This is a genomic window from Chlamydia trachomatis A/HAR-13, assembly GCF_000012125.1.
Classification (GTDB): domain Bacteria; phylum Chlamydiota; class Chlamydiia; order Chlamydiales; family Chlamydiaceae; genus Chlamydia; species Chlamydia trachomatis.
The window spans coordinates 519,711-545,303 of record NC_007429.1; the positions used below are offsets into that span (position 1 = coordinate 519,711).

Below are 25,593 nucleotides of genomic sequence, written 5' to 3' on the forward strand. Positions count from 1 at the left end.
TAAAAACCCAATCGAAACCACTAAACAAATTCAGGGTTAAGGATTTACAACCGAGGAATCTGTATACGAAAATCCTGAATCAACAAACGAATTGCTCCGCGAGCCGACCGCCTCATAATACGTAACGTATAGGCGATATCCAAAGGTATATTCCAATTCGCTTTGAGTAGACTAATCTTATCCCCCTGACCGAAAGCCGTCCCCTCCAAGTTTCTCTCCCCACTATTCAAATACAATTTGACATGGTTCCCGGCTAATAACTTTGGATAACGCACCTGTATGGCTTTTGTATAGAAGACTGGGGATACATTCCCTTTTCCAAAAGGCTCAAGAAGCTCCATAGAAGCAATTAAATCCCGATTGATGCGAGAGAAATCCATCCCAACATCTAAGGAAAGCGTACGCATTGCATCATCTTTTCTCAAAGAAGAACTCACTAGATGAATAAATTTTTTCCTGAATCCCTCGACCTGATCTTCTTTGATCATAAGCCCGGCAGCGAAATCATGCCCGCCATACGATAGAAAAAAGGATTCGCATTTACGAAGAACTCCTAATAAAGGGAAAGATCCTATAGTACGTAAAGATCCCTTTCCTATCCCATCTTGGAGAGCAATAATTGCTACTGGCTTGTTATAGGTACGCGCTAAACGAGCAGAAATAATGGGGATTACTCTAGAGTGCCAATTAGGAGAAGCTAATACAATAGCTGATTGAGCTGTAAGCTTAGGATTCGCAGCTAGAATCCTTTCCACATCGCGCAGTACCTCGGCTTCTATTCGCTGACGCTCTTGATTTACAGCAGAAAGCTCTGAGACGATCGTTCCAATATTTTTAGGATCATGAGACAAAAGTAACTTTACACCCTGACTTGAATCTGCCAACCTCCCTAAACTATTGAGTTTTGGAGTAATTCTAATTCCTAGATTGGTCGACGATACCTCAGACTTATCAACCCCTGATAATGAACACAGCTTTTTTAAGCCTAATCGTTTTCCTTTTGCTATTTCTTTAATTCCATAAGAAACTAAGATACGATTCTCTCCTGAAAGCCTCCCTACATCTGCAATCGTCCCCAAACTTACCAAATCTAAAAAACGCAAAAGGTCTATTTTGTCTTTCCAAGAAGCATCCTGCTGGATCAATTCTTCATAGGTTGCGCATACCAATTTAAACGCGACTCCTACTCCTGTAAGCTCTTTATTTGGATAAGGATTTTTATCTAATTTAGGATTTAGCATTGCAACGCAATGCGGAAGCTTCCCTGTAGGCATATGGTGATCCGTAACGATCACGTCTATACCCTGTTTATTGATAGCGTGAACCTCTTTCCCTGCTGTGATACCGCAATCCACAGTAATTAAAAGAGAAATACCATCCTGCAGCATTTGAGAAATTAAAGAAGCTGTCTCTCCATGTTGTTTAAACAATGTCCCGGAACAGCAATAACTTGTTTTCACTCCAAGTATTTGTAGAAATTCAACGATCAAGGTCACGCCTGTTATACCGTCTACATCCCCATCTCCATAGATCATCACGTGCTCATTATTTGCTTTAGCTTGGAGTAACCGTGCTACAGCTTTCTCCATATCTAAGAACAAAGAGGTGGAGTGCAATGAGGAGAGCTGGGGATACAGAAAATCTCGAATCTCTTGGATAGACTGAAATCCCCGAGATATGAGCACTTGAGCAATCGCAGGATGAAGATGAAACTCTTTTAAGATCTTCTTTAGAAAGACCTCATTATGCTTAGGGTAATCCCATTTTTGTCCAAGGGAGGATAAACTATCTTTTTCCATATACCTACCGGAGGAAAACTCCTGTTAAAAAAAAGCTCCTTCCTCCTTTAGGAGGAAAGGAGCCCCATAATCATCCCACAATTTTAGGATCATATACGCCCAAGCGTATTTCATCATTTACCGTAGGGAATTTTGTTCTTCCTTACGCACCATGAATAAGAGAAGCGGAGGAGCTATGTACAATGAAGATAGCGTTCCTAACAAGATCCCCACTGTCATAATGAATGCAAAATTGAAAATAGAACCTCCCCCAACGAATAACAAAATGACCAGTACAGATAGAGTTGTTGCGGTAGTCATAACTGTACGTCCTAATGTCTTCTGCAATGCATCATTGATCAAAATCGGCATTGGGGTGAACAGTTTTTCGCGCCGATCTTCTCGAATACGATCAAAAATAATCAACGTATTGTTCAAAGAGTACCCTAGCACTGTCATCAATGCGCCTATTGCTTGCAAATCAATCTGTATTCTCTGCAAAAAGAAATGTAAGGCAACTAGCACAGCACAAGTCGCTAATAAGTCGTGCATTAAAGCACAAATCGCACTGAAGGCATATCTCCACTCAAAGCGCAAGCTAACATAAAGTAAGATAATTCCTAAAGCTCCAAATAATGCGATGACAGCCTGTGTACGCATTTTATTGGAAAGCTGTCCACTTACCTTAAACCAGCTACCTCGAGAAGCATCAAATACCATAGAAGTAGTAGAACTTCCGGAATCAGACAATACTTGAAGAACTCGAGCAAGATGATAATCCGATCCTTTCTGTTCTGATCCAGCTCCTTCTATTTGCTCAACTCTATCCAAGGCATTCTGAGATAAATATATTTTGACTTTTTCAGAACTATCTGCTCTACGCACACGATAATCTCGAGAAGATAATCCGATTTGTTGGAAACGCTTTCTCAATACAGAACACATCTGCTCTGGATTGTACTCACACACATGGGAATCTAAAGTCAGTGCATATCCACCTTTAAAATCCATCCCAAAAACGGAATCCCAAGCACCAAACCCTAATCCTACACAACCTAAAACAAGAACTACTCCAGAAACTACCCACAAACGTTTACATTCTTTTAAGAAGTTATGCTTGATCCCAATAAACTTATTCATCATATGCAATTGGGTCTCTCTCGTTTTCTGCACCCAAATGACAAAGAAAAATTTCGTCATAAACAGGGCTGTGAACATGGATGAGAAAATCCCGATGATCAAAGTGAGCGCGAAACCTTTGATAGGTCCTGTATCTAACATCAGCAGCAATGCTGAAGCTAAAATAGTAGTTAAATTAGAGTCAAAAATGGCACTGAATGCCTTTTTATAACCTGCTTCTACAGACTCCGACAAGCTTCTAGTCAAAAGATATTCCTCTCGGATTCTTTCAAAGACTAGAACATTAGCATCAACAGCCATTCCCATTGCTAGAATAATACCAGCTAACCCGGATAGAGTAAGTGGAGCATCCAAATATTGCATAGAAGCCCAAATGAGCAATAGATTCAGCAGCACCGCTATAGAAGCAATAACACCTCCAAATCTGTAGTACACACTCATTAGTACGATGAGCACTACAAGTCCCAACACAACAGAGAGAATTCCTTGTACACGCTGAGAACTTCCCAACTCAGGAGATACCACTTCTTCACTTAAAATTTCTGGGATGAAGGACATAGCTCCAGATTTAAGATCTGCAGCTAAACGATGTACTTCTCTGTATGAGAAGTTTCCAGAAACACTAGCATGATCTTTCAGTGGAACATTCAACACGGGATCGCTGATCACGTAGCCATCTAATACGACAGCCATACGCCACCCTCTCCCTCCAGAGAAAGGCCATTTTTTGTACCACTAACCCCTTCTTGGCAAAACTTTGATGTCCAAGCATGAAATTGTTGCACAGGCGTTTCTCTACCGTCCGAAAAAGTGGCTTTATCCTTAACCCCAAAATTTAAAACATATCCCTCTCCTACTGCAAATTCTGGACGGATATTTTTAAGAGAAGCTCCTTCTAAGGCATGATTTCTAAATACAATCATGAGAGGATTAACCTGCTCTCTAGACTCTTTTTCAATAGCAATCATTGAATACTGTGTATCTAAAGAAGCAGAACCGCCTTCTAGCTCTTTAGAAAAACTCAATCCAGCTTCTCTTAACTTCTCGACTGCTACACGAACATTAACTGGAGCTGAGCCATTATCCCCATGGAAAAGAGCTCCCGCTAAACGATTGATAGCTTGAGGAGAACATTCGTCCAGACTACGTGCTGTAAACCAAAGGTAATCTAAAAACGTTTGTACTTCGTAACGTAGAGGGCTTCTTGAGGAAAATTGCTCATTCACTACATGGAAAGACATTTTGGAAGTCCCTAAAATGTCTGCAGAAGAAATACCTGCTACTCCAGGAACGCTCACCTGTATATGATCACCTTCCCTTTGCATCCCTACTTCGGACACCCCTAGTTTGTTCAAACGGGCATATAACTCATCAGAAACTTTATCAATCCCCGCTTTATCGGTTAATAAGTTCCCTTGGTGATCTCGGAAAGCAATCCGAATCTGTTTCCCTCCTACAAAATCCGTGCCAAACCGCAAAACATGCTCGCCTCGAGAATATTTTCTGATATTCAATTTCAAATTCTCAAAGAAAATATTCTTATGTGGAATTGCAGCTCGTAACCGAACCTGTGGATTCATAGAACATTGCGCTTGTCGATACTGCTCATCCCAACGAACTAGCTCGGCATGCTGAGTCTTCTCAATACGATTTACTACAGCTAACCGGTCACGCACATCACGGACTTCAAGAGATGCCTTCCCAAAACTTTGAACAAACTCTTCTCCCCAAATTCGAATGACACGTTGCAAAGGCTCTTTAATCTCTAGAACACGATCCTCTCCCAAACTACACGAAACTGCATCCGTATGAATAAAACATGCATATAAATTTTGTAGATCATGTTGTAAAAGAGCAGCTTCTTCAGCACCGGCATGTTCATACTTCGCTACAATCGAACGTAGACCTTTAAATACAATGTACACAGAACCTTTAGAAAAATGCCGACAGCTTCGCTCCGGCGAGAAAATAAAGCATCCTAAGGTATCGCTATCCAAAGGCTCCCTACCATACACAGGGAAATTTTCTGTGGATAAATCACAAGTTTCCGCAATAGGACGATTCAAGACTAGTGCAGTCAAATGTTCCACTATTCGCTGACAAACTCTGTGCCCCTGCAAAACAATTTTACCGCTAGCCGCCTCATCTCTTAATCGGACAGCAAAACCAAATTCCGTCCCTTCAACAGAACGATTCAAGCGAGTAGCTATGTGCTGTTTCTCCATAGCAAACAGACGCTCTAAATCTAAACGCTCATTACCAACTAACTGTTGACGATTAGCAGCTACTTCCGCGTCGAAATGGAATAACAACTTCCCATCGGCAGTCAAGGACATTGAGGAAAAACAAGGAGAGAGTTCACTACAATCAACAACATTCCCTACGACTTTAGGGCTAATCGAATTCCAACGTGAATTACGAGAATGTAAAAGATAAGAAGCATCTTTAAGCTCCTCTCGAGCTTCCTTCACTTCCTCATGTTGTAAAGCTTTTTCCAACCTTGCCAAAAAGGCTGTAAAATCGCGCTCCGTCCCCAAGCATCGAGATAGAAAAGCTTGAGTCTTCCTTGCAGGGAGCAACCGCAAGCCAGAACAAATGTTCCGTGTGACATGGATAACCTTTTCAATAGGCATAGAATCCCATAAAGAATAGTATCCGCACTCACAAGGGCGTTCTGACTCGATAAATAAGTTTGTTGCGAGATTTTCTAATTCTTGCGAAACCGTAATATCTTTATCTTCATACGAGACAAAAGAAAGATCTTTCTCTGTCAAAGAAGTCACTAAACTTCCGGAAATTTGAACAACTGTCTCTCCAGTGAACTCAGAGCTCCCTACAACATACAATCGTGCAGACTTGACAGGAACAGAAGGCTCGCCGTGCACTACATTATCAATAAATAGTGCAGCGTCTTCTGCTAAAGGAAAATGTACATTCACAACTCCAGGAATACTTGGATGCTGCTTTATATCCCCGCGTAATTTTAACGTGGATAAAATTTTCGCAACACGCAGCGTCAAATCATTCCGTGCATCCGAAACTTGTCGCGTGAAACGCTCTATAATCTTGCGAGCCTCTCGTCCATCTATTTTTCTATTCAAAGGTCGTGAATAGTATAGACATGTAGGTAACACATGATACAAAGCCAAAGCAAAAACAAGAATAATAATGCTGAGATTTCGCTTAAAATTACGCTTCATTATGAGGCTCTTCGTTATTCGTGAATTCTGCGAATGCAGCTACTTAGCCCAACGCTCAAGCAGCGGGAAGGAAGATCTAGGCTCTTCAAAACATATATGTTGACAAAAGAAAGCCCTCTCAATGACAAGAGAAGGAGCCCGGAGTCTCCCCCATTTTTTGACGTCCAGAGACAAATTTGGATTGGAATCTTTTCTGCAATTTTTTGGACAACACGGCAGCTTTCAATGCTTGTCTACCAAAACCAACCGAAAACTCTCGCCCGGCGACTCGACCAGGAAAGCGTTCCCTGGACCACACCCTTTGTTACGTCAAAAAAATTGTAGCTCAGTATGTTTTTTGTAACGTTTATAATCAAGGGTAATCACGAGTAACTGAAGACTTCTAAAAAAATCAACAGCAAACTGTTTCTCAAAACTGCTTACTGAATAGGCGCTTCAGAAGAAGCTTCAAAAGAAAGAGCCATACGAACACGCATATTAGCTATCTGGTGATACGCCCAATAAAGCAACAATGAGCCCAAAAGTACTAAGCCTAGTCCTGGTAAAACTGTTAAACACGTACAGAAAGCAAGAACGCTACAGCCCAAAACAGAAATCCCTAGCAAAACGATCAATGAAGGCACTATTCGTTGCACCCAATTCATTGACTGTACACGATCCAAGGAACTGAACTCTTTTTCTTGACTTAGACGTTTTGTTGAAGATGCCCAAACAGCTGTAGGCAAACTAAAACTCACTCCTGGTAATTTCATGTCTTATTTCCTTGCTCATCACCGCAAAAAAAGCCGCTATTTCTGTCTAACTAACCAATCTATCATGCCGAATAATCCGGACTTACTTGAAAGCTTCGAAAGCAAAAATAGAGATCTAAGGTATTTGCTCTTAATGAATAACAAGAGCGTTCGTCCATTTTACCAAACTAAGCTGCTAAACCGCAACCATCAAAACAAAACTTCAAATATAAAAATTTTTATTTTGCTGATGCTTAAAATAGATTTTTAGAAGAACTGGTTTCTCTATTCAGAGGAGACTTGATAATAATCATTATCTATGGGTACCATCCCTGCTCTGAGTTCTAAGAACCCTCTACCAGAGTCGCCACCTCTTCCTACTAGCGATATGGGGATGGTTTCTTAGAAATGAGGGGGATATGGATCCCTATAATTCTCAGAGAACAGCCAAATCTCCAGCCACTATAGAATATCAGACTGCGTATGTCTTTAGCTTTAGAACAGGCGACCCTAATTCAAGAAAATCTTCCGCAAGGGAATTCCCTCCCTAGACATATCGCCATCATCATGGATGGGAATCGTCGTTGGCAAAGAAAACATGAACAATTTTGTCAGAAACGTGCTATATCTGGCCACCGTCAGGGAGCTGATAGCATTCCACAAATTGTTGACACGGCTTTACACCTAGGGGTGGAGGCTCTTACGCTATTTGCTTTCTCTACAGAAAATTTCTCTAGATCGAAATCGGAAGTCGCAGAATTATTTTCTTTATTCAACTCGCAGTTGCGCAGCAAGCTCTCTTTCCTACATGATCGGGAGATCCGATTACGGTGTATTGGCGACTTATCGAAACTTCCTCAAGAATTACAAAACAACATTGAGCAAGCCTCCTCCGCGACAGCTCATTACTCCCGCATGGAGTTAATTTTTGCGATTAATTACGGAAGTAAAGACGAACTTGTTCGCGCATTCAAAGAATTACATCAGGATCTTGCAAGTAAAAAAATCTCGGTCAACGACATTTCTGAAGAGCTTATCAGCTCCTACTTAGACACTTCTGGCCTTCCTGACCCAGATTTGCTTATTCGTACGGGAGGTGAAATGCGTGTCAGTAATTTTCTCTTATGGCAAATAGCCTATACAGAACTTTATGTAACAGACGTGTTATGGCCTGATTTCACAGCCAATGACTTGCTAGAAGCGATTAAAACATACCAACAACGATCAAGGCGCGGAGGTAAATAAACGCTATGTTCGATTCGGATCATAATTCCATTTTTCAAAGCGATTTGTGTCAGCGTCTGGTCGTCCACTCGATTCTTCTTACTTTCCTTGTCATTCTTCTCTGTACATCTTTATATCCCAGCTCAGCCTTTATTGTAGGGCTTCTTTCCTCCGCTTGCGCAGCTCTAGGAACATATGAGATGGGGGCTATGGTTAGAATCAAGTTTCCATTTTCTTTCACACGCTATAGTGCATTAGGATCCGCTATTTTCATTGCTCTGACCTGTCTTACAGCTCGTTGTAAAATGTATTTTCCAGAGCATATAGACCTACTTCCTTGGTTCTTTCTCTTCTTTTGGACGATTCGCTTAGTATTTAAAAGTCGCCATTATAAACTTGGTCCCATAGGCTCAACTGGGCTCGCGTTGTTTTGTATGCTTTATGTATCAGTCCCTATCCGCTTGTTCCTCCACATTTTGTATGGGTTTGTGCATACCGATACTCCATTTGTAGGAATTTGGTGGGCGATTTTTCTTATCGCTACAACAAAAAGCTCTGATATTTTTAGTTACTTCTTTGGAAAAGCTTTTGGGAAAAAACGCATTGCACCAGTCATTAGCCCGAACAAAACAGTAGTAGGCTTCATTGCTGGTTGCTGTGGATCTATCTTGGTTAGCCTTCTTTTCTACTCCCATCTTCCTAAAGCCTTTGCTGATCAGATTGCGGTGCCTTGGATCCTCGTTGCTTTAGGTACTGTGTTGGGCGTTAGTGGATTCTTTGGAGACATTATCGAATCTACGTTCAAACGGGATGCACAGATTAAGAACAGCAGTGATCTGGAGTCTATCGGAGGAATGCTAGATGTGCTAGACTCCTTGCTTCTTTCGACTCCTATCGTTTACGCTATCCTCCTTATCACTCAAAATGGGACATTTTTAGGATGATCATCACTATAGATGGGCCGTCAGGAACTGGAAAAAGTACGCTAGCAAAAGCTTTGGCTCAAACGCTGCAGTTTCTTTACTGCAACACAGGTGCCATGTATCGAACGCTTGCCTACGCTCGCCTCCAGCCTGATTGGCAAGAAGTCCCATTAGAAGATTTTCTTGCTTCACCTCCTTTTTCTTTCTCCTTTTCTAAAGATTCTCCTTTACAAGCTTTCTATGGAGATCACCTTCTCACTTCCGAGTTAAGCTCTCAAGAAGTAGCGAATTTTGCATCGCTCTTCTCTAAGGAGCCTCTAGTTCGAGCCTACATGCAAACCTTACAAAAGCAATACGCGACAGTAGGGAATTGTGTATTTGAAGGCCGCGATATGGGCTCGAAAGTGTTCCCCCATGCTGAAGTAAAAATCTTCTTAACAGCTAAACCAGAGATTCGTGCAGAACGACGCCTAAAAGACCTCCCTCAAGGTTCCTTGTCTAAAGAGGCTTTAATGGCAGAACTCATTGCTCGTGACCAAGCAGATCAACAAAGAGAGTGCGATCCTCTTGTGATCCCTCAAGATGCCACAGTTATTGACTCTTCTGATTTGACAATAAGCCAAATTCTGGAGAAAATCCTACCTTTGATACCCTCCCATTTAACATGATTTTTACTATCGCCAAAAGCCTTGTTCGCTTACTGTTCCCTCTGTTTTACAGAAGAAAAATCCTGAGGTCGAAAGCAAGCGCTACCGTGAAAGGAGCCGCTATTATTGCAGCGAATCATGTTTCCTTTCTTGACCCCATCATAATCCCTTTAGCTTTCCCAGGGAAATTGTATCAGCTAGCTAAGTCCGGACTGTTTTCTAATTCATTCACTAACAGGCTTTTCCGTGAATTAGGATGCTACCCAATTAGCAGAAACGCTGGAAATGCTGCGGCCTTTAAAGCTGCTCTAAATATCTTTTCCCATGGAGGGAGGCTCATCATTTACCCCGAAGGAACCCGTCATGCCGACGGAGAAATTCATCAAGGCAAAGTAGGCGTGGGTATGCTGGCTATCAAAGGCAATGTCCCTGTTATTCCCGTTTACGTGGCAGGAACTTTCGAAGCCTTCGGCAAGAACCAAAAATTTCCTAAGCTTTGGAGAACTTTGACTACTGTAATAGGCTCGCCTATTTCATTCCAAGACCTCATAGATAACCCTGCTATTGATAAAAAAGAGGCTTACCAATTAGCAACTGACCGCATTATGACCAAGATCACCGAACTTCGTACTTGGTTCCAACAAGGATGCATTGGAGAAATCCCCTAGTTTTATAGATTCTTATGACAACACTTCTTTCTTTTCTGACTTCGCTATGTTCTGCAGCGATTCATCAAGCCTTCCCTGAGTTGGAAGAGCTAACCTTAGACATCACTCCCTCTACTAAGGAGCATTTTGGACATTATCAATGTAACGATGCAATGAAACTTGCACGTGTATTACGCAAATCCCCTCGTGCCATTGCCGAATCGATCGTTGCGCATATTCCTCCCGCTCCTTTTTCCTCTATAGAGATTGCAGGAGCTGGATTTATCAATTTTACTTTCTCAAAAGAATTCCTAGCTAGTCAGCTCCAAACCTTCTCAAAAGAATTAGCAAATGGGTTTCGTGCTGCGTCTCCTCAAAAAGTTATTATTGATTTTTCTTCTCCTAATATTGCTAAAGATATGCATGTAGGCCATCTGCGCTCCACGATTATCGGAGATTGTTTAGCACGATGCTTTTCCTTTGTCGGCCATGACGTCTTACGCTTAAACCATATTGGAGATTGGGGTACAGCTTTTGGTATGCTAATCACCTATCTGCAAGAGACCTCTCAGGAGGCGATTCATCAACTAGAAGATCTCACTGCATTATATAAAAAAGCTCACGCGCGTTTCGCAGAAGACTCTGAATTTAAAAAACGCTCCCAACATAACGTTGTAGCCTTACAATCCGGAGATGCTCAAGCTCTTGCACTATGGAAACAAATCTGTTCCGTTTCTGAGAAATCCTTTCAGACAATCTACTCGATTTTGGATGTTGAGCTCCATACACGCGGCGAATCATTTTATAATCCTTTCCTAGCAGAGGTTGTCGCAGACTTAGAATCTAAAAACCTTGTCACGCTTTCTGATGGCGCAAAATGCGTATTCCATGAAGCCTTCTCTATTCCTCTCATGATTCAAAAGAGTGATGGCGGATACAATTACGCAACAACCGATGTCGCAGCTATGCGCTATCGCATCCAACAAGATCAGGCCGATAGAATTCTTATCGTTACAGACTCAGGACAATCCTTACACTTCCAGCTTCTAGAAGCAACGTGCTTAGCAGCAGGCTATCTTCCTTCTAAAGGGATCTTTTCACATGTAGGATTCGGACTTGTCTTGGATACTCAAGGAAGAAAATTCAAAACACGTTCGGGAGAGAACATCAAATTACGAGAACTTCTCGATACAGCAGTGGAAAAAGCGAAAGAGTCTCTAAAAGCACATCGTCCAGACATCTCAGAAGAAGAACTGGCATATCAAGGCCCTATCCTTGGTATTAATGCAATTAAATATGCAGACCTTTCTTCTCATAGAATCAATGACTACGTGTTCTCTTTCGAGAAGATGCTCCGCTTCGAAGGAAATACAGCGATGTCTCTCCTGTACGCCTATGTACGTATCCAAGGAATTAAACGCAGAATGGGATTAGAATCTCTGCCTCAAGAAGAGCCTCTTGCTATTCATGAGCCTGCAGAAGAAGCGTTAGCACTTACTCTTTTACGTTTCCCTGAAATTTTGGACCTCACCCTTAGAGAACTCTGTCCTCATTTCCTAACTGACTATCTCTATGCACTCACCAATAAGTTCAATGCTTTCTTCCGCGATTGCCATATCGAAGGATCCGATTCTCAGCAAGAACGTCTTTATCTCTGCGGACTTACCGAACGAACGCTATCAACAGGTATGCACTTACTAGGTCTTAAAACCTTGAATCACCTGTAACATATGAATATTTAAGGGAAGCTCTTCGAGTCTTCCCTTAAACATACACAGATACTGAGTCTCGCGCTAAAACCTTAGCTCCTAATCTTTCTAATTTCCCTCGCCAATCAGTGTACCCTCGATCCAGCATCTCGGTATTCTCAATCCATGAGGCTCCGCCTTCTGTAATGAGTGCGGCCATGACATAAGCAAATCCTGCGCGCAAATCAGGAATCACTAAGTCTGTTGCCTGCAAAGGAGTCGGACCATGAATGACTGCGCTATGAGGATGATTCCCTGTAGAATAGCGACACGACTTAGCACTCAAACACTCGTGAAATAAATCACAATGCGCTCCCATTTTTACCAAACCTTTCAAATACCCAAGACGATTCTCATGCACTGTCTCATGGATCACCGAACAACCTTCTGACTGAGAGAGCAATACGGCAAAAGGTTGTTGCCAATCTGTAATAAACCCTGGATGCACATCCGTTTCTAGAAGAACTCCCCCTTTCAAAGGCTTATCGTAGAAAAATTCGATCCCATTCTCATGTACAGAGAATCCCCCTCCTATCGATCTTAATACCTTTAAAAAAGGGATCATATGCTCATGGCGCGCTTGTTCTACGAAGATCCTTCCCTGAGAAACTACCGCAGCCATACCGAAAGAAGCAGCCTCGATTTTATCTGGAATAATGGAGTGCTCAACAGAATAGAAATCCTGACATCCAAAAATTTCGATGGTCTTATCATTATCTGTTGTAATCTCCATGCCTGCTTTCTGTAAAAAGACAATCAAATCAATGATTTCCACTTCAAGAGCAGCATTCTTAATAATCGTTCGTCCTTGAGCCCCTACAGAAGCAAGGATGAGGTTTTCTGTGGCTCCCACAGAAGGGTAGGGTAACGTGATGTGTGCTCCAACAAGACCATTTGGAGCTGAAGCCCAATAGCCTTCATCACTAATTACTATCTCTGCTCCAAGCTTCTTCAATCCTTCTAAATGGAAATGTAGCGTACGAGGTCCTATAGCATCCCCTCCCAAAATAGGAACAAAAATCCCATAAGGACAACGACGTAACAACGCTCCTAACAGCAAAATAGGAATCCGATTAACACAAGAAAATTGCGGAGGAACCTTGGACAATAAAATGCGCGGAGTGTGAATTTCAATCACTTGTGCTTGCTGATCCCACTCTACAATCGCCCCTAAAACCCGACAAAGATCTACCGTTTGCCGAACATCTTCAATATTAGGGACGTTCTTTAAAATCGTTCGCTGATCCGAAAGTAAGGAGGCTACAAGTAATTTAGTTGTAGCATTTTTAGCTCCTGACACGCGCACAGATCCTCTTAAGACCGTTTCTCCAAAAACCTTGATACCAGGCATTTCAGTTCCTTCTATTGCATTTCTTCACAAACGTTACCCGGTATGCTGTTATTTTTCACGAAAACTTTATTTTTCTAAAAAAACATCTTATTAACAAAGAGACATTTGTTTATTTTTAAAAAAACAAACAAAATAAACTTTGTAGCAAATAATAAAAACAACTTTTTAAAATCTAATTAAATCGGCTGTTGTTTTTATTTAATTTGTAGTTATGACGAATTCTATATCAGGTAATCAACCTGCTGTTACAACTTTTACATCATCAACCACTTCGGCATCAGGTGCTTCCGGATCTCTGGGAGCTTCTTCTGTATCTACTACCGCAAACGCTACAGTTACACAAACAGCAAACGCAACAAATTCAGCGGCTACATCTTCTATCCAAACGACTGGAGAGACTGTAGTAAACTATACGAATTCAGCCTCCGCCCCCACTGTAACTGTATCGACCTCCTCTTCTTCCACACAAGCCACAGCCACTTCGAATAAAACTTCCCAAGCCGTTGCTGGAAAAATCACTTCTCCAGATACTTCAGAAAGCTCAGAAACTAGCTCTACCTCATCAAGCGATCATATCCCTAGCGATTACGATGACGTAGGTAGTAACAACGGAGATATCAGTAGCAATTATGACGATGCTGCTGCTGATTACGAGCTGATAAGAACTACTGAAAATATTTATGAGAGTATTGGTGGCTCTAGAACAAGTGGCCCAGAAAATACGAGTGGTGGTGCAGCAGCAGCACTCAATTCTCTAAGAGGCTCCTCCTACAGCAATTATGACGATGCTGCTGCTGATTACGAGCTGATAAGAACTACTGAAAATATTTATGAGAGTATTGGTGGCTCTAGAACAAGTGGCCCAGAAAATACGAGTGGTGGTGCAGCAGCAGCACTCAATTCTCTAAGAGGCTCCTCCTACAGCAATTATGACGATGCTGCTGCTGATTACGAGCCGATAAGAACTACTGAAAATATTTATGAGAGTATTGGTGGCTCTAGAACAAGTGGCCCAGAAAATACGAGTGGTGGTGCAGCAGCAGCAGCACTCAATTCTCTAAGAGGCTCCTCCTACACAACAGGGCCTCGTAACGAGGGTGTATTCGGCCCTGGACCGGAAGGACTACCAGACATGTCTCTTCCTTCATACGATCCTACAAATAAAACCTCGTTATTGACTTTCCTCTCCAACCCTCATGTAAAGTCGAAAATGCTTGAAAACTCGGGGCATTTCGTCTTCATTGATACAGATAGAAGTAGTTTCATTCTTGTTCCTAACGGAAATTGGGATCAAGTCTGTTCAATTAAAGTTCAAAATGGAAAGACCAAAGAAGATCTCGACATCAAAGACTTGGAAAACATGTGTGCAAAATTCTGTACAGGGTTTAACAAATTCTCTGGTGACTGGGACAGTCTTGTAGAACCTATGGTGTCAGCCAAAGCTGGAGTGGCCAGCGGAGGCAATCTTCCCAATACAGTGATTATCAATAATAAATTCAAAACTTGCGTTGCTTATGGTCCTTGGAATAGCCAGGAAACAAGTTCTGATCATACACCTTCTGCTTGGAGACGTGGTCATCAAGTAGATTTTGGAGGAATTTTTGAGAAAGTCAACGACTTTAATAAAATCAACTGGGGAACTCAAGCCGGGCCTAGTAGCGAAGACGATGGCATTTCCTTCTCCAATGAAACTCCTGGAGCTGGTCCTGCAGCTGCTCCATCACCAACGCCATCCTCTATTCCTGTCATCAATGTCAATGTCAATGTTGGCGGAACTAATGTGAATATTGGAGATACGAATGTCAACACGACTAACACCACACCAACAACTCAATCTACAGACGCCTCTACAGATACAAGCGATATCGATGACATAAATACCAACAACCAAACTGATGATATCAATACGACAGACAAAGACTCTGACGGAGCTGGTGGAGTCAATGGCGATATATCCGAAACAGAATCCTCTTCTGGAGATGATTCAGGAAGTGTCTCTTCCTCAGAATCAGACAAGAATGCCTCTGTCGGAAATGACGGACCTGCTATGAAAGATATCCTTTCTGCCGTGCGTAAACACCTAGACGTCGTTTACCCTGGCGACAATGGCGGTTCTACAGAAGGGCCTCTCCAAGCTAACCAAACTCTCGGAGACGTTATCCGTGATATGGAAACAACAGGGACTTCCAAAGAAACCGTCGTATCTGGAAATTCTGGATCTGCAGAAAGCATCTCTTCTGATGATACTACCGATGATGACTCTGGTGGATCAGCAAGAGGCGTCAGTGGAGATCGATCTAGCACAGAACCATCGTCTGGCGATGGCCCAGGGGGAGCTTCTGCATCAGGATCCGGAGGTAAAGGTGCATCGGTTGTCAATGATGGGCCTTCTGGACCAGATGTCCTCGCTGCTGTGCGTAAACATTTAGATGCCGTTTATCCTGGCGAAAACGGTGGTTCCACAGAAGGACCTCTCCAAGCTAACCAAACTCTCGGAGACGTAATCTCTGATGTAGAGAATAAAGGCTCTGCTCAGGATACAAAATTATCAGGAAATACAGGAGCTGGGGATGACGATCCAACAACCACAGCTGCTGTAGGTAATGGAGCGGAAGAGATCACTCTTTCCGACACAGATTCTGGTATCGGAGATGATGTATCCGATACAGCGTCTTCATCTGGGGATGAATCCGGAGGAGTCTCCTCTCCCTCTTCAGGATCCAATAAAAATACTTCCGTTGGAAATGACGGACCTTCTGGACTAGATATCCTCGCTGCCGTACGTAAACATTTAGATAAGGTTTACCCTGGCGACAATGGTGGTTCTACAGAAGAACCTCTCCCAGCTAACCAAACTCTTGGAGATATCGTCCAGGATATGGAAACAATAGGGACATCCCAAGAAACCGTTGTATCCCCATGGAAAGGAAGCACTTCTTCAACGGGATCAGCAGGAGGAAGTGGTAGCGTACAAACACTACTGCCTTCACCACCTCCAACCCCATCAACTACAACATTAAGAACGGGCACAGGAGCTACCACCACATCCTTGATGATGGGAGGACCAATCAAAGCTGACATAATAACAACTGGTGGCGGAGGACGAATTCCTGGAGGAGGAACGTTAGAAAAGCTGCTCCCTCATATACGTGCGCACTTAGACATATCCTTTGATGCGCAAGGCGATCTCGTAAGTACTGAAGAGCCTCAGCTTGGCTCGATTGTAAACAAATTCCGCCAAGAAACTGGTTCAGGAGGAATCGTAACTTTCGTTGAGAGTGCTCCAGGCAAGCCGGGATCTGCACAGGTCTTAACGGGTACAGGGGGAGATAAAGGCAACCTATTCCAAGCAGCTGCCGCAGTCACCCAAGCCTTAGGAAATGTTGCAGGGAAAGTCAACCTTGCGATACAAGGCCAAAAACTATCATCCCTAGTCAATGACGACGGGAAGGGGTCTGTTGGAAGAGATTTATTCCAAGCAGCAGCCCAAACAACTCAAGTGCTAAGCTCACTGATTGATACCGTAGGATAAAAAGCAAAGGAGAACAGACGAGCAGAACAGATAAGTTCTGCTCGTGAATGCCTAAGCCATATTGTGGTAAACATCGTCTACATCGTCGATGTTTTCTAACCATTCAATTAAAGCGAGATTCGACTTCCCTGTCTCCTCATCACAATCGACAAGGCGCAACGGAACATAAATTAACCTCTCTTCAGAGCAGGTCACTCCCTTAGCTAATAAAGCTTCCTTAACAGAAGCTAAATCTGTAGGTTCACAGAGAACTAAGAAGAATTCTTCATCGTCGCTATCTAAATCCTCTCCTCCACAGTCAATCACATGTGTTAACAAGGAAGCTTCGTCTATGGAATGTTTAGGCACATAACATGCCCCTTTACGAGAAAAATTATATAGAACGCTACCGGGCTCCACTAAAGCCCCACCTCGTTTGTTAACGGCTACGCGCATATCCGAGGCTGTGCGGTTCTTATTGTCGGTCATTGCTTCAACAATGATCCCAACTCCTCCGAACCCATATAATTCATAAGTGACTTCTTCATAATTCTTCTGATCTGCAGAAGAAGCTTTCTTTAGATTACGTTCAATGTTCTCATTAGGAATATTCTGGTCCTTGGCTTTCTGAATGATCATACGTAAACGAGCATTCGATTTCGGATCCGGCCCCCCCATTTTAACTGCAGAGATCAACTCCTTAATCGTTCGAGAAAAAATCTTCCCTTTCTTGTGATCTGCTCGTTCTTTTCGGTGTTTAGTATTGGCCCACTTACTGTGTCCTGCCATGCTTTCTTACCTATCGTACATCTACTATCAGGAAACCCCTGACAAATTATTTCACCACTCTGTCCGCAAACACACTCTATGTCTGAAACAGGATCCCCAAAAAAGGGCGGAATTTTTTAAAAACAAAGTCCTCAATAACCCAACCATCTTACACAAAAGCAAGTTTCAGCTCTATATGGAAAACCTAGAGGACTCTCTCCATCGTAATTTTTGCTAAATACCCCAACTCATCCTTATAGAAAGTCTTCTGTCTTCCTACTTCCACAAATCCAAATCTTTCATATAGGTGAATAGCAGGATTCCCTTCATACACTTCTAAATACACAAGTTCTAACTTTAACTGTGTCTTTCCTAGATGCAGTAAGTTATTCAGAAGAGCCGTGCCAACGCCTTTGTTGCGAAACTTTTCTCCTACAATGATCGACAACAAGCTATGATGTGCGACCTTGACATAAGGATTGAGTATTAACGTAGCTACTCCAGCAACTTCGCCATTGTATACCGCCGTTAAACTACTGCGGCAGCGATAAAAACTAACCCAGAAATTCACACTATCACGAATTTCCGCTTCTGTTTTTAAAGGAAATCCTCGAAGAATTTTTGGATCATTCAACCAAAGACGCATATAGTGTGCATCTTCAGGAACCGTATACCGAATCTCTAATAATGGATCACGCATAGTGGTCATGTAATTTCTCCATAATCAACCAGATAGGCTTTGATAAAAGCATCTAGAAGCTCCCCATCCATCATTGCTTGGATGTTGCCCACTTCATATCCAGTCCTTACATCTTTCACCAGCGTATAAGGCTGAAATACATAATTACGAATCTGAGATCCCCAGCTGATTTCTTTTTTATTTTTTCTATCTATATTCTGTTTCTCTAAACGTTCTTGTAACAACTTCTGGTAAATCCTAGCGCGCAGCATATTCATACAAGCTTCTCGGTTTTGAATTTGACTACGCTCATTCTGACATGACACTACAATTCCCGTAGGGAAGTGTGTAATCCGTACCGCTGAATCTGTTACGTTTACATGTTGTCCTCCAGCTCCGGAAGAACGATACGTATCAATACGAATATCTCCGGGACGGATCTCAACTTCTATTTTATCATCAATCTCTGGAAACACTTCTACTGATGCAAAACTAGTATGCCGTTTCGCATTGCTATCGAAAGGAGATATGCGTACCAGACGATGCACTCCGCTCTCTGCTTTAGCATAGCCGTAGGCATATTCACCGACGAGCTTCAGGGTGATATGCTTAATCCCAGCGACTTCCCCATCCAATCGATCGATCACTTCTATCCTCCAGCTATGACTACTAGCCCATCGCATATACATGCGCAGCAGCATCTCTACCCAGTCACAAGATTCGGTCCCCCCTGCTCCTGCATTAATGGATAGAAAACAGGAATTTCGATCTAACTCACCAGAAAGAAGTCTGAGTGTTTCCCATTCTGTTATTTTCTTTTCACAAAAAACAAATTCTTTTTCTAATTCTTTTTGCATTTCTAAATCTTTAGAAGACTCTTCATCTTCTAAAAAGAATTGTATCGCGGAAACTTTGTTTTTTAATTCATTAAATTCTGATAACTGTTGTTTTAATCGAGCGATCCTTTCGGAAATTTTCCCTGCACGAACAACATCGTCCCAAAAACCATCTTGCACCGCCTGCTGTTCCAATTCCTTTAACTCATTTTCTTTTCCTTCCGGGTCAAAGAGACCTCCGAGTTAAAGCCAAACCTTCAAGCAAAAGTTCCAATCGTTTGTCAAAATTCTCATGCATAATCTTGCTAACCTTTCGCAAAATATCCAACTTTAAACTCTTCTTTTTCAAAGAGCTATTTTCCTTGCCAGTTATTTCCACTATTACAGTGGCGGTGACAGCTAAAACACGCTCATGGTAACATGATCTTCTCTTAGGGATCAATTTCTTGCGTAATAGTCCGAGGAATAAATCGTTTTCTAATTCGCTTTTACCTCTCTTCTTGCTGAAGACTTGGCTATGTTTTTTATTTTGACGATAAACCTAGTTAAGGCATAAAAGAGTTGCGAAGGAAGAGCCCTAAACTTTTCTTATCATCTTCTTTAACTAGGAGTCATCCATGAGTCAAAATAAGAACTCTGCTTTCATGCAGCCTGTGAACGTATCCGCTGATTTAGCTGCCATCGTTGGTGCAGGACCTATGCCTCGCACAGAGATCATTAAGAAAATGTGGGATTACATTAAGAAGAATGGCCTTCAAGATCCTACAAACAAACGTAATATCAATCCCGATGATAAATTGGCTAAAGTTTTTGGAACTGAAAAACCTATCGATATGTTCCAAATGACAAAAATGGTTTCTCAACACATCATTAAATAAAATAGAAATTGACTCACGTGTTCCTCGTCTTTAAGATGAGGAACTAGTTCATTCTTTTTGTTCGTTTCTGTGGGTATTACTGCATCTTTAACAACTATCTTAGCAGCACCTGTTTTGACATGGGTTTGGGCCAATCACTTGGAGCCTAACCTATTGAGAGTAACGCGTTTAAATTGGAATCTGCCTAAAAAATTTGCTCATCTTCATGGGCTTCGCATTGTACAGATTTCGGATTTACACCTAAACCACTCGACGCCTGATGCCTTTCTAAAAAAAGTATCTCGTAAGATCTCTTCTCTTTCTCCAGATATTCTTGTATTTACAGGAGACTTTGTCTGTCGCGCTAAAGTAGAAACTCCTGAAAGATTAAAACATTTCCTATGTTCTCTGCATGCGCCCTTAGGCTGTTTTGCTTGCCTAGGAAATCATGATTACGCCACCTACGTATCCCGTGATATTCACGGGAAAATTAATACCATCTCAGCAATGAATAGCCGTCCTTTAAAAAGAGCTTTTACCTCTGTTTATCAAAGTCTATTCGCCTCTTCTCGCAATGAATTTGCAGATACTCTGAATCCACAAATTCCTAATCCACATCTAGTCAGTATATTACGCAATACTCCATTTCAATTATTGCATAATCAAAGCGCGACACTTTCCGATACAATCAACATCGTGGGATTAGGCGATTTTTTTGCCAAACAATTCGATCCCAAAAAAGCTTTTACTGACTATAATCCCACGTTACCTGGTATTATCCTTTCTCATAATCCCGATACGATTCACCATCTCCAAGATTACCCAGGTGATGTTGTTTTTTCCGGGCACTCGCATGGCCCTCAAATCTCTCTTCCCTGGCCTAAGTTTGCCAATACGATAACCAATAAACTTTCAGGGTTAGAAAACCCAGAGCTAGCTCGAGGATTATTCTCTTTCCCTGAAGAGAGTAGGCTCTTGTATGTAAACCGAGGACTAGGAGGATGGAAGCGTATACGATTTTGCTCCCCTCCAGAGATTTGTTTAATGAGGTGCCTCTATGAACCTTAGTTGTTCCCTCGTATTGTTAGGAGGAGGGAAAGGCGAGCGTTTTAATTCCCTCCAACCAAAGCAATACACACATCTTTGTGGGGAGCCGCTAATTCTTCATGCCTTACATGCCTACCAACGCCTACCGTTTGTTCAAGAGGTGGTTGTTGTCTGCGAAGAGCAGTACCGGGAACTATTTCTCCCCTATTCTGTAAAATTTGCGTCTCCCGGGACTTTACGCCAAGATTCTGTTTTTTCTGGATTACAACAAGTTTCTACCCCTTGGGTATGTATACACGATGGGGTTCGTCCCTTTGTCTACGCGGACGAAGTCATTGAAGTTTGCTCCGCTGCACGCAAAACTGGAGCTGCAGCTTTAGCTTCCCCTGCAACGTATACTATTAAATCATGTGCACCCGTTCGCACCTTAGATAGAGATGCTTTAGCAGTTATCCATACTCCTCAATGCTTAGATACAGAAGTCCTGAGAGAAGGACTTCTCCTTGCCCGCGCTATGGATTTCTCTCTATCCGATGATACAGAAGCTGCTGAATTACTCGGCATAGAACCTACCTTAGTATTCAGCAACAGAGTACAAATCAAAGTCACTTATCCTGAGGACCTCTTATTCGCAGAAACTCTTCTCTCCAAGTCCTCTACCTATAAATAAGCCTTCCCATGACAAAAAAAATTGTTTTACAAATCGCTTATCAAGGAACATCCTACTCTGGATGGCAATACCAACCTAATGCCCTTTCTATCCAAGAAGTCTTAGAAACAATCCTTAAAAAAATAGCAGGCTTTCGCATTTCTGTAATTTCTTCTGGACGTACAGATGCTGGCGTGCATGCTCAGGGCCAGATTGCTCATTTCCATTGCCCAGACCATCCACATTTCACGGATCCCAGACAAATCCAAAAGATGCTCAACGCCCTATTACCTCATGATATTGTCATTCACGATGCTGTCATGACCGACGGAGATTTCCATTCTAGATTTTCTGCCATAGCCAAAGAATATCGCTATACGCTATCTCTACTTCCTAAACCTCTCCCTCATCATCGCCTATTCTGTTTTAGTCCTCGTTATAAACTCAATATAGCGCGTATGCAAGAAGCAGCTCAATACCTTGTAGGCACACATGATTTTGCTTCTTTTGCGAATCTAGGAAGAGAGTACTCTTCTACGATACGCACTCTCTATACTCTAGATTTATCAGAACAAGAGCATCTCGTTACTGTCATATGCAGAGGAAATGGCTTTCTTTACAAAATGGTACGCAATATTGTGGGAGCTCTTCTCGATATAGGGAAAGGGAAATATCCTCCAGAACATCTTCTCGATATGCTAGCAACCAAAGATCGCCGCAAAGGGCCTCCTTCAGCACCTCCGTACGGACTATCTTTACACCACGTATGCTATCCTCCCCCCTATCAGTGGTTCTGCAAGCATGAACACAATAACTCTAGCGAAGGGAAGTAATAATACTCCTTTCCAGGGAATAAGGACTGTGTTTGCTCTAGAGATCGTTCTGCATTGATAGCTACCATAGTGGCTGGGATTCCGGCTAATGCCTGCAATCCTTTTACACTATCCTCAAATCCGATTACGTGATCTCCTTCTCTTACAAAACGATTCCATGCTAATCGATAGCTATCCGGGGCAGGTTTAGGACGTGCATATTCTTCTCTAGTTATCCAAAATTGCATACACTCTAAAACCGGATATTCCTTACGGATGCGTAGCGTAGACTCTTTAGAAGAGTTGGTTACAACACCCAAACATTTTCCTTCCAATAAGGAGAGAAACGTTTCCACACCAGGCATCAGCTGTATCTGCTCACAAGATAGGAGATCATGGTAACACCGATCTCTATCTAAAAAATAACTTGGGAAAAAAGCTCGTGTTTCAGGGAACAGCTGTATCAAAGCCTCTTGAAATCGTTCCCTCCCTTGCATCGCTAAAGAATAATATTGGCTAAAAGAGAGTTCGACAGAGACCTTATACTTCCGCCATGTCTCTAAACAGGCTTGATAAAATAAAGGCTCGGTATCAATTAATAATCCATCTAAATCGAAAAAATATACCTCATAAGAATCTAGACGCATAGCTTCTCTCTCCTATCATGGATGAAAGTACTAGATCTTGTACTTTTTCTCTAACGAATATATAAGTCTTTTTCCATTCAGCGGGAAACTTTATGAACCTAATACTCCTCCTTACGTTATGTCTATCGAGCCTTTTATCAGGGTGCTCAACAGACAATCGCCAAACCTCTTATATCGAGGCAGCCCGCATCACAACACAAAGCTCAGGCTCACTGATCCTTTACCCCGTGATCGAGCCTCGCTCCGCTCCTACATACCACTGGCCTACTCCTAAATCCCCGGTCATTACAAACTACTCTTTCCACTGCCATGGCACGTCTGGATCACTATCTACAGAAGAAACGCTTGTCTTCGACTGCAATGGAATCAAACACCTAGCCAAACCCTTTTCTATTCATCCACTCCTAGTGACTATTGCACAATACATTCATCATCACTTCCCTATTACTATTGAAGAGGGATATTGCTGTCCTATGCACTATAAGTTTCTCCTAACTTCGGATACATCCATATCCGAACAACATTGCAAAGGTTTAGCAGCAATAGTCTCTACTCAACAACCAGTATCTCCTCAAATGCTGGCTCCTATTCTCTCTAAGCTGTATAGAGGCTTGCCGCTTCCTTCTAAAACATTCACCCTCTTTCATAATACAATTCAAAATGAAGATTTTATCATCACCTCTACCTTCAAAAAGGGTAAACCTGTGCTGGTTATTGAAGTTCATCATGAGTAAATACCTCTGCTGAGCGTATTTTCCTTAACAAAAAAACCTTCTCTCCCCTATACTTTGTCCTCTTAAGGATATTTCCTGTCAGGGGAAAAAACTCTATTTCTTCTTCTGTTTTCAGACCTAGATGGTTATGCCGGCGTGGCGGAATGGTAGACGCGGTAGACTCAAAATCTACTCTTAGCAGTAAGGTGTTGGTTCGAGTCCAATCGCCGGCATTAATCACATTTCATGATTTATATTGCTAATAATTCGTAGGACCCTTTTCTTGAAAGAGAACGCGAACAGGCAACTCTTTTATGAAAGAATCCGCTCTTCTCCCTTTATTAAAGAAAAAGAAAGGCTTTTTCTTATCAATCCTTGATCTAACTCAAGTCGAAGCTTCGCTCTCTCCCGAAGATCTCATTAAAGTATTACGGCAGAAAAAAACTCTTTTATCTTGTATAGAGAAAGTCGACCATCAAATTAAAAAATTTCGGGATAGTTTCTCTTTAGCACTTCCTCAAGAGGTGCAAGAAGAACTGGAAGAAATCCGATCTGTTATTCAGCGCATTCTAGAAACAGACAAAAAAAACTATTGTATAAGAAAAAGAGAACTGAGAACTTATGCCAAAAATCGACACTTGTGATTCTTGCGTTTCCAATACCGAACTTTTGGCCATTCGTACGCGAGTAACACAATCGTATAACGAAGCTCAAACCATCCTATCTTCGATTCCCGATGGCATTTTTCTACTTTCTGAATCTGGAGAGATTCTGATTTGCAATCCCCAAGCCCGCGCTATTTTAGGCATCCCTGAGGACATCCAGCTGGTCACACGGATGTTCCATGATTTTTTCCCCGATACTTTTTTTGGATTCTCAGTACAAGAAGCTTTAGAAAAAGAAGTCCCTCCTAAAACGATTCGACTAACCCTATCTCAAGAACTCTCCCAAAAAGAGGTAGAAGTTTTTGTTAGGAAAAATATCTCTCACGACTTCCTCTTCCTTCTCATCCGCGACCGGTCGGACTATAGGCAATTAGAACAAGCGATTGAAAAATACCGCAGCATTTCCGAGTTAGGGAAAATAGCTGCAACTCTAGCACATGAAATCCGTAATCCTCTAACTAGTATTTCAGGATTCGCAACCTTACTGAAAGAAGAGCTCTCTTCAGAACGCCACCAACGCATGCTCAATGTCATCATAGAAGGTACTCGCTCATTAAATTCTCTTGTTTCTTCTATGCTTGAATATACAAAAATTCAACCTCTGAACCTTCGTTCTATAGACCTACAGGATTTCTTTTCTTCTCTCATTCCAGAACTCTCTTTAACCTTTCCTTCTTGTACATTTAGAAGAACCATCTTATCTCCTATACAGCGCTCTATAGATCCTGATCGCTTGCGATGTGTGATATGGAACCTTGTAAAAAATGCCGTCGAAGCATCGGATGAAGAAATCTTTCTAGAACTACATGAAAAAGGGTTTTCCGTTATCAATACCGGCACTCTTCCTCCTAATATCCAAGAAAAGCTTTTTATTCCTTTCTTCACTACGAAACCTCAAGGGAACGGTCTAGGCCTAGCAGAGGCTCATAAAATCATGCGCCTGCATGGCGGAGATCTGGTTGTTTCAACCCGGGATAATCGTACTACCTTTACCATCCTATGGACTCCCGCTTAAGAGCA

General features: G+C 42.1%; 20 protein-coding genes, 1 tRNA gene and 1 pseudogene. 14 read left to right on the forward strand and 8 right to left on the reverse strand.

Going from position 1 to position 25,593, the window contains the following annotated elements:
- Positions 1-44: 44 nt before the first annotated feature.
- The 3 genes and pseudogenes from recJ to CTA_RS02425 all read right to left on the reverse strand — a co-directional run bounded on the left by recJ (position 45) and on the right by CTA_RS02425 (position 6,870).
- Positions 45-1,799 carry a single-stranded-DNA-specific exonuclease RecJ gene (gene recJ, locus CTA_RS02410; RefSeq protein ID WP_009871803.1) on the reverse strand — a complete coding sequence of 585 codons (1,755 nt, stop codon included), beginning with the start codon at positions 1,797-1,799 and terminating at the stop codon, positions 45-47.
- Between the two features lie 117 nt (positions 1,800-1,916).
- Positions 1,917-6,118, reverse strand: a pseudogene (secD, locus tag CTA_RS02415) (protein translocase subunit SecD).
- A 419-nt stretch (positions 6,119-6,537) separates the two neighbouring features.
- Complete coding sequence (locus CTA_RS02425) at positions 6,538-6,870, reverse strand: hypothetical protein (RefSeq protein WP_009871806.1); 333 nt, start codon at positions 6,868-6,870, stop codon at positions 6,538-6,540.
- Between the two features lie 462 nt (positions 6,871-7,332).
- Between CTA_RS02425 and CTA_RS02435 the strand changes: the two genes are divergently transcribed.
- From CTA_RS02435 to argS, 5 genes are read left to right on the forward strand one after another with little or no spacing between them, the layout of a single operon-like run.
- Positions 7,333-8,094: an isoprenyl transferase gene (locus CTA_RS02435; RefSeq protein ID WP_009871807.1), complete on the forward strand. Its 762-nt coding sequence runs from the start codon at positions 7,333-7,335 to the stop codon at positions 8,092-8,094.
- A gap of 5 nt (positions 8,095-8,099) precedes the next feature.
- Complete coding sequence (locus CTA_RS02440; protein WP_011324739.1) at positions 8,100-9,017, forward strand: phosphatidate cytidylyltransferase; 918 nt, start codon at positions 8,100-8,102, stop codon at positions 9,015-9,017.
- A complete protein-coding gene (gene cmk / locus CTA_RS02445) occupies positions 9,014-9,664 on the forward strand; it encodes a (d)CMP kinase (RefSeq protein ID WP_011324740.1) in 651 nt (216 codons plus the stop codon). Before CTA_RS02440 ends, cmk begins: the two co-directional genes overlap by 4 nt.
- The gene (locus CTA_RS02450; protein WP_009873822.1) at positions 9,661-10,311 is read left to right on the forward strand and encodes a lysophospholipid acyltransferase family protein; all 651 of its coding nucleotides are present in this window, start codon (positions 9,661-9,663) and stop codon (positions 10,309-10,311) included. The genes cmk and CTA_RS02450 overlap by 4 nt, the downstream gene beginning before the upstream one ends.
- Positions 10,312-10,325: 14 nt before the next feature.
- Positions 10,326-12,017: an arginine--tRNA ligase gene (gene argS / locus CTA_RS02455; protein WP_011324741.1), complete on the forward strand. Its 1,692-nt coding sequence runs from the start codon at positions 10,326-10,328 to the stop codon at positions 12,015-12,017.
- Positions 12,018-12,054: 37 nt separating this feature from the next.
- Here argS and murA read toward each other — a convergent pair whose 3' ends face one another.
- Positions 12,055-13,389 (reverse strand): UDP-N-acetylglucosamine 1-carboxyvinyltransferase, encoded by a 1,335-nt coding sequence (gene murA / locus CTA_RS02460; RefSeq protein WP_011324742.1) that lies wholly within the window; start codon positions 13,387-13,389, stop codon positions 12,055-12,057.
- A 211-nt stretch (positions 13,390-13,600) separates the two neighbouring features.
- Here murA and tarP point away from each other — a divergent pair, with 211 nt between their 5' ends.
- Positions 13,601-16,921 (forward strand): type III secretion system actin-recruiting effector Tarp, encoded by a 3,321-nt coding sequence (gene tarP / locus CTA_RS02465; protein WP_011324743.1) that lies wholly within the window; start codon positions 13,601-13,603, stop codon positions 16,919-16,921.
- Positions 16,922-16,972: 51 nt separating this feature from the next.
- Here tarP and CTA_RS02470 read toward each other — a convergent pair whose 3' ends face one another.
- The 3 genes from CTA_RS02470 to prfB all read right to left on the reverse strand — a co-directional run bounded on the left by CTA_RS02470 (position 16,973) and on the right by prfB (position 19,481).
- Complete coding sequence (locus CTA_RS02470; RefSeq protein ID WP_009873826.1) at positions 16,973-17,689, reverse strand: YebC/PmpR family DNA-binding transcriptional regulator; 717 nt, start codon at positions 17,687-17,689, stop codon at positions 16,973-16,975.
- Positions 17,690-17,873: 184 nt separating this feature from the next.
- The gene (locus CTA_RS02475) at positions 17,874-18,377 is read right to left on the reverse strand and encodes a GNAT family N-acetyltransferase (protein ID WP_009871816.1); all 504 of its coding nucleotides are present in this window, start codon (positions 18,375-18,377) and stop codon (positions 17,874-17,876) included.
- A protein-coding gene (gene prfB, locus CTA_RS02480) for a peptide chain release factor 2 (RefSeq protein WP_010725203.1) occupies positions 18,374-19,481 on the reverse strand; the annotation gives its coding sequence in 2 pieces (ribosomal slippage) (positions 18,374-19,418 and positions 19,417-19,481; 1,110 coding nt in all). Before prfB ends, CTA_RS02475 begins: the two co-directional genes overlap by 4 nt.
- Before the next feature lie 319 nt (positions 19,482-19,800).
- On the opposite strand from prfB, the gene CTA_RS02485 reads away from it, so the two are divergent.
- Genes CTA_RS02485 through truA form a run of 4 tightly spaced genes read left to right on the forward strand, consistent with a single transcriptional unit; the run spans position 19,801 to position 22,569 of the window.
- The gene (locus tag CTA_RS02485) at positions 19,801-20,061 is read left to right on the forward strand and encodes an SWIB complex protein (protein WP_009871818.1); all 261 of its coding nucleotides are present in this window, start codon (positions 19,801-19,803) and stop codon (positions 20,059-20,061) included.
- 57 nt (positions 20,062-20,118) lie between these two features.
- Positions 20,119-21,108 carry a UDP-2,3-diacylglucosamine diphosphatase LpxG gene (gene lpxG, locus CTA_RS02490; protein ID WP_009871819.1) on the forward strand — a complete coding sequence of 330 codons (990 nt, stop codon included), beginning with the start codon at positions 20,119-20,121 and terminating at the stop codon, positions 21,106-21,108.
- Positions 21,098-21,757 (forward strand): 2-C-methyl-D-erythritol 4-phosphate cytidylyltransferase, encoded by a 660-nt coding sequence (ispD, locus tag CTA_RS02495; protein ID WP_009871820.1) that lies wholly within the window; start codon positions 21,098-21,100, stop codon positions 21,755-21,757. Before lpxG ends, ispD begins: the two co-directional genes overlap by 11 nt.
- An 8-nt stretch (positions 21,758-21,765) precedes the next feature.
- Entirely contained in the window at positions 21,766-22,569 is an 804-nt protein-coding gene (gene truA, locus CTA_RS02500) for a tRNA pseudouridine(38-40) synthase TruA (protein ID WP_011324744.1), read from the forward strand.
- Here truA and CTA_RS02505 read toward each other — a convergent pair.
- Entirely contained in the window at positions 22,521-23,195 is a 675-nt protein-coding gene (locus tag CTA_RS02505; RefSeq protein WP_009871822.1) for an HAD family hydrolase, read from the reverse strand. The genes truA and CTA_RS02505 overlap by 49 nt on opposite strands.
- 92 nt (positions 23,196-23,287) lie before the next feature.
- Here CTA_RS02505 and CTA_RS02510 point away from each other — a divergent pair, with 92 nt between their 5' ends.
- The 4 genes from CTA_RS02510 (at position 23,288) to CTA_RS02525 (ending at position 25,588) form a co-directional block, all read left to right on the forward strand.
- Positions 23,288-23,929, forward strand: a complete 642-nt coding sequence (locus CTA_RS02510) for a hypothetical protein (protein WP_009871823.1) — start codon at positions 23,288-23,290, stop codon at positions 23,927-23,929.
- Positions 23,930-24,058: 129 nt separating this feature from the next.
- A tRNA-Leu gene (locus CTA_RS02515) sits at positions 24,059-24,141 on the forward strand.
- Positions 24,142-24,222: 81 nt separating this feature from the next.
- Positions 24,223-24,552, forward strand: a complete 330-nt coding sequence (locus tag CTA_RS02520) for a hypothetical protein (protein ID WP_009871824.1) — start codon at positions 24,223-24,225, stop codon at positions 24,550-24,552.
- Complete coding sequence (locus tag CTA_RS02525) at positions 24,530-25,588, forward strand: two-component system sensor histidine kinase NtrB (RefSeq protein WP_011324745.1); 1,059 nt, start codon at positions 24,530-24,532, stop codon at positions 25,586-25,588. Before CTA_RS02520 ends, CTA_RS02525 begins: the two co-directional genes overlap by 23 nt.
- Positions 25,589-25,593: the final 5 nt, after the last annotated feature.

What these genes read in the sequence shown, in the direction of transcription:
- recJ (WP_009871803.1), bottom strand. Translation starts at nt 1,799, where the DNA reads ATGGAAAAAGATAGTTTATCCTCCCTTGGACAAAAATGGGATTACCCT.
- CTA_RS02425 (WP_009871806.1), bottom strand. Translation starts at nt 6,870, where the DNA reads ATGAAATTACCAGGAGTGAGTTTTAGTTTGCCTACAGCTGTTTGGGCA.
- CTA_RS02435 (WP_009871807.1), top strand. Translation starts at nt 7,333, where the DNA reads ATGTCTTTAGCTTTAGAACAGGCGACCCTAATTCAAGAAAATCTTCCG.
- CTA_RS02440 (WP_011324739.1), top strand. Translation starts at nt 8,100, where the DNA reads ATGTTCGATTCGGATCATAATTCCATTTTTCAAAGCGATTTGTGTCAG.
- cmk (WP_011324740.1), top strand. Translation starts at nt 9,014, where the DNA reads ATGATCATCACTATAGATGGGCCGTCAGGAACTGGAAAAAGTACGCTA.
- CTA_RS02450 (WP_009873822.1), top strand. Translation starts at nt 9,661, where the DNA reads ATGATTTTTACTATCGCCAAAAGCCTTGTTCGCTTACTGTTCCCTCTG.
- argS (WP_011324741.1), top strand. Translation starts at nt 10,326, where the DNA reads ATGACAACACTTCTTTCTTTTCTGACTTCGCTATGTTCTGCAGCGATT.
- murA (WP_011324742.1), bottom strand. Translation starts at nt 13,389, where the DNA reads ATGCCTGGTATCAAGGTTTTTGGAGAAACGGTCTTAAGAGGATCTGTG.
- tarP (WP_011324743.1), top strand. Translation starts at nt 13,601, where the DNA reads ATGACGAATTCTATATCAGGTAATCAACCTGCTGTTACAACTTTTACA.
- CTA_RS02470 (WP_009873826.1), bottom strand. Translation starts at nt 17,689, where the DNA reads ATGGCAGGACACAGTAAGTGGGCCAATACTAAACACCGAAAAGAACGA.
- CTA_RS02475 (WP_009871816.1), bottom strand. Translation starts at nt 18,377, where the DNA reads ATGACCACTATGCGTGATCCATTATTAGAGATTCGGTATACGGTTCCT.
- CTA_RS02485 (WP_009871818.1), top strand. Translation starts at nt 19,801, where the DNA reads ATGAGTCAAAATAAGAACTCTGCTTTCATGCAGCCTGTGAACGTATCC.
- ispD (WP_009871820.1), top strand. Translation starts at nt 21,098, where the DNA reads ATGAACCTTAGTTGTTCCCTCGTATTGTTAGGAGGAGGGAAAGGCGAG.
- truA (WP_011324744.1), top strand. Translation starts at nt 21,766, where the DNA reads ATGACAAAAAAAATTGTTTTACAAATCGCTTATCAAGGAACATCCTAC.
- CTA_RS02505 (WP_009871822.1), bottom strand. Translation starts at nt 23,195, where the DNA reads ATGCGTCTAGATTCTTATGAGGTATATTTTTTCGATTTAGATGGATTA.
- CTA_RS02510 (WP_009871823.1), top strand. Translation starts at nt 23,288, where the DNA reads ATGAACCTAATACTCCTCCTTACGTTATGTCTATCGAGCCTTTTATCA.
- CTA_RS02520 (WP_009871824.1), top strand. Translation starts at nt 24,223, where the DNA reads ATGAAAGAATCCGCTCTTCTCCCTTTATTAAAGAAAAAGAAAGGCTTT.
- CTA_RS02525 (WP_011324745.1), top strand. Translation starts at nt 24,530, where the DNA reads ATGCCAAAAATCGACACTTGTGATTCTTGCGTTTCCAATACCGAACTT.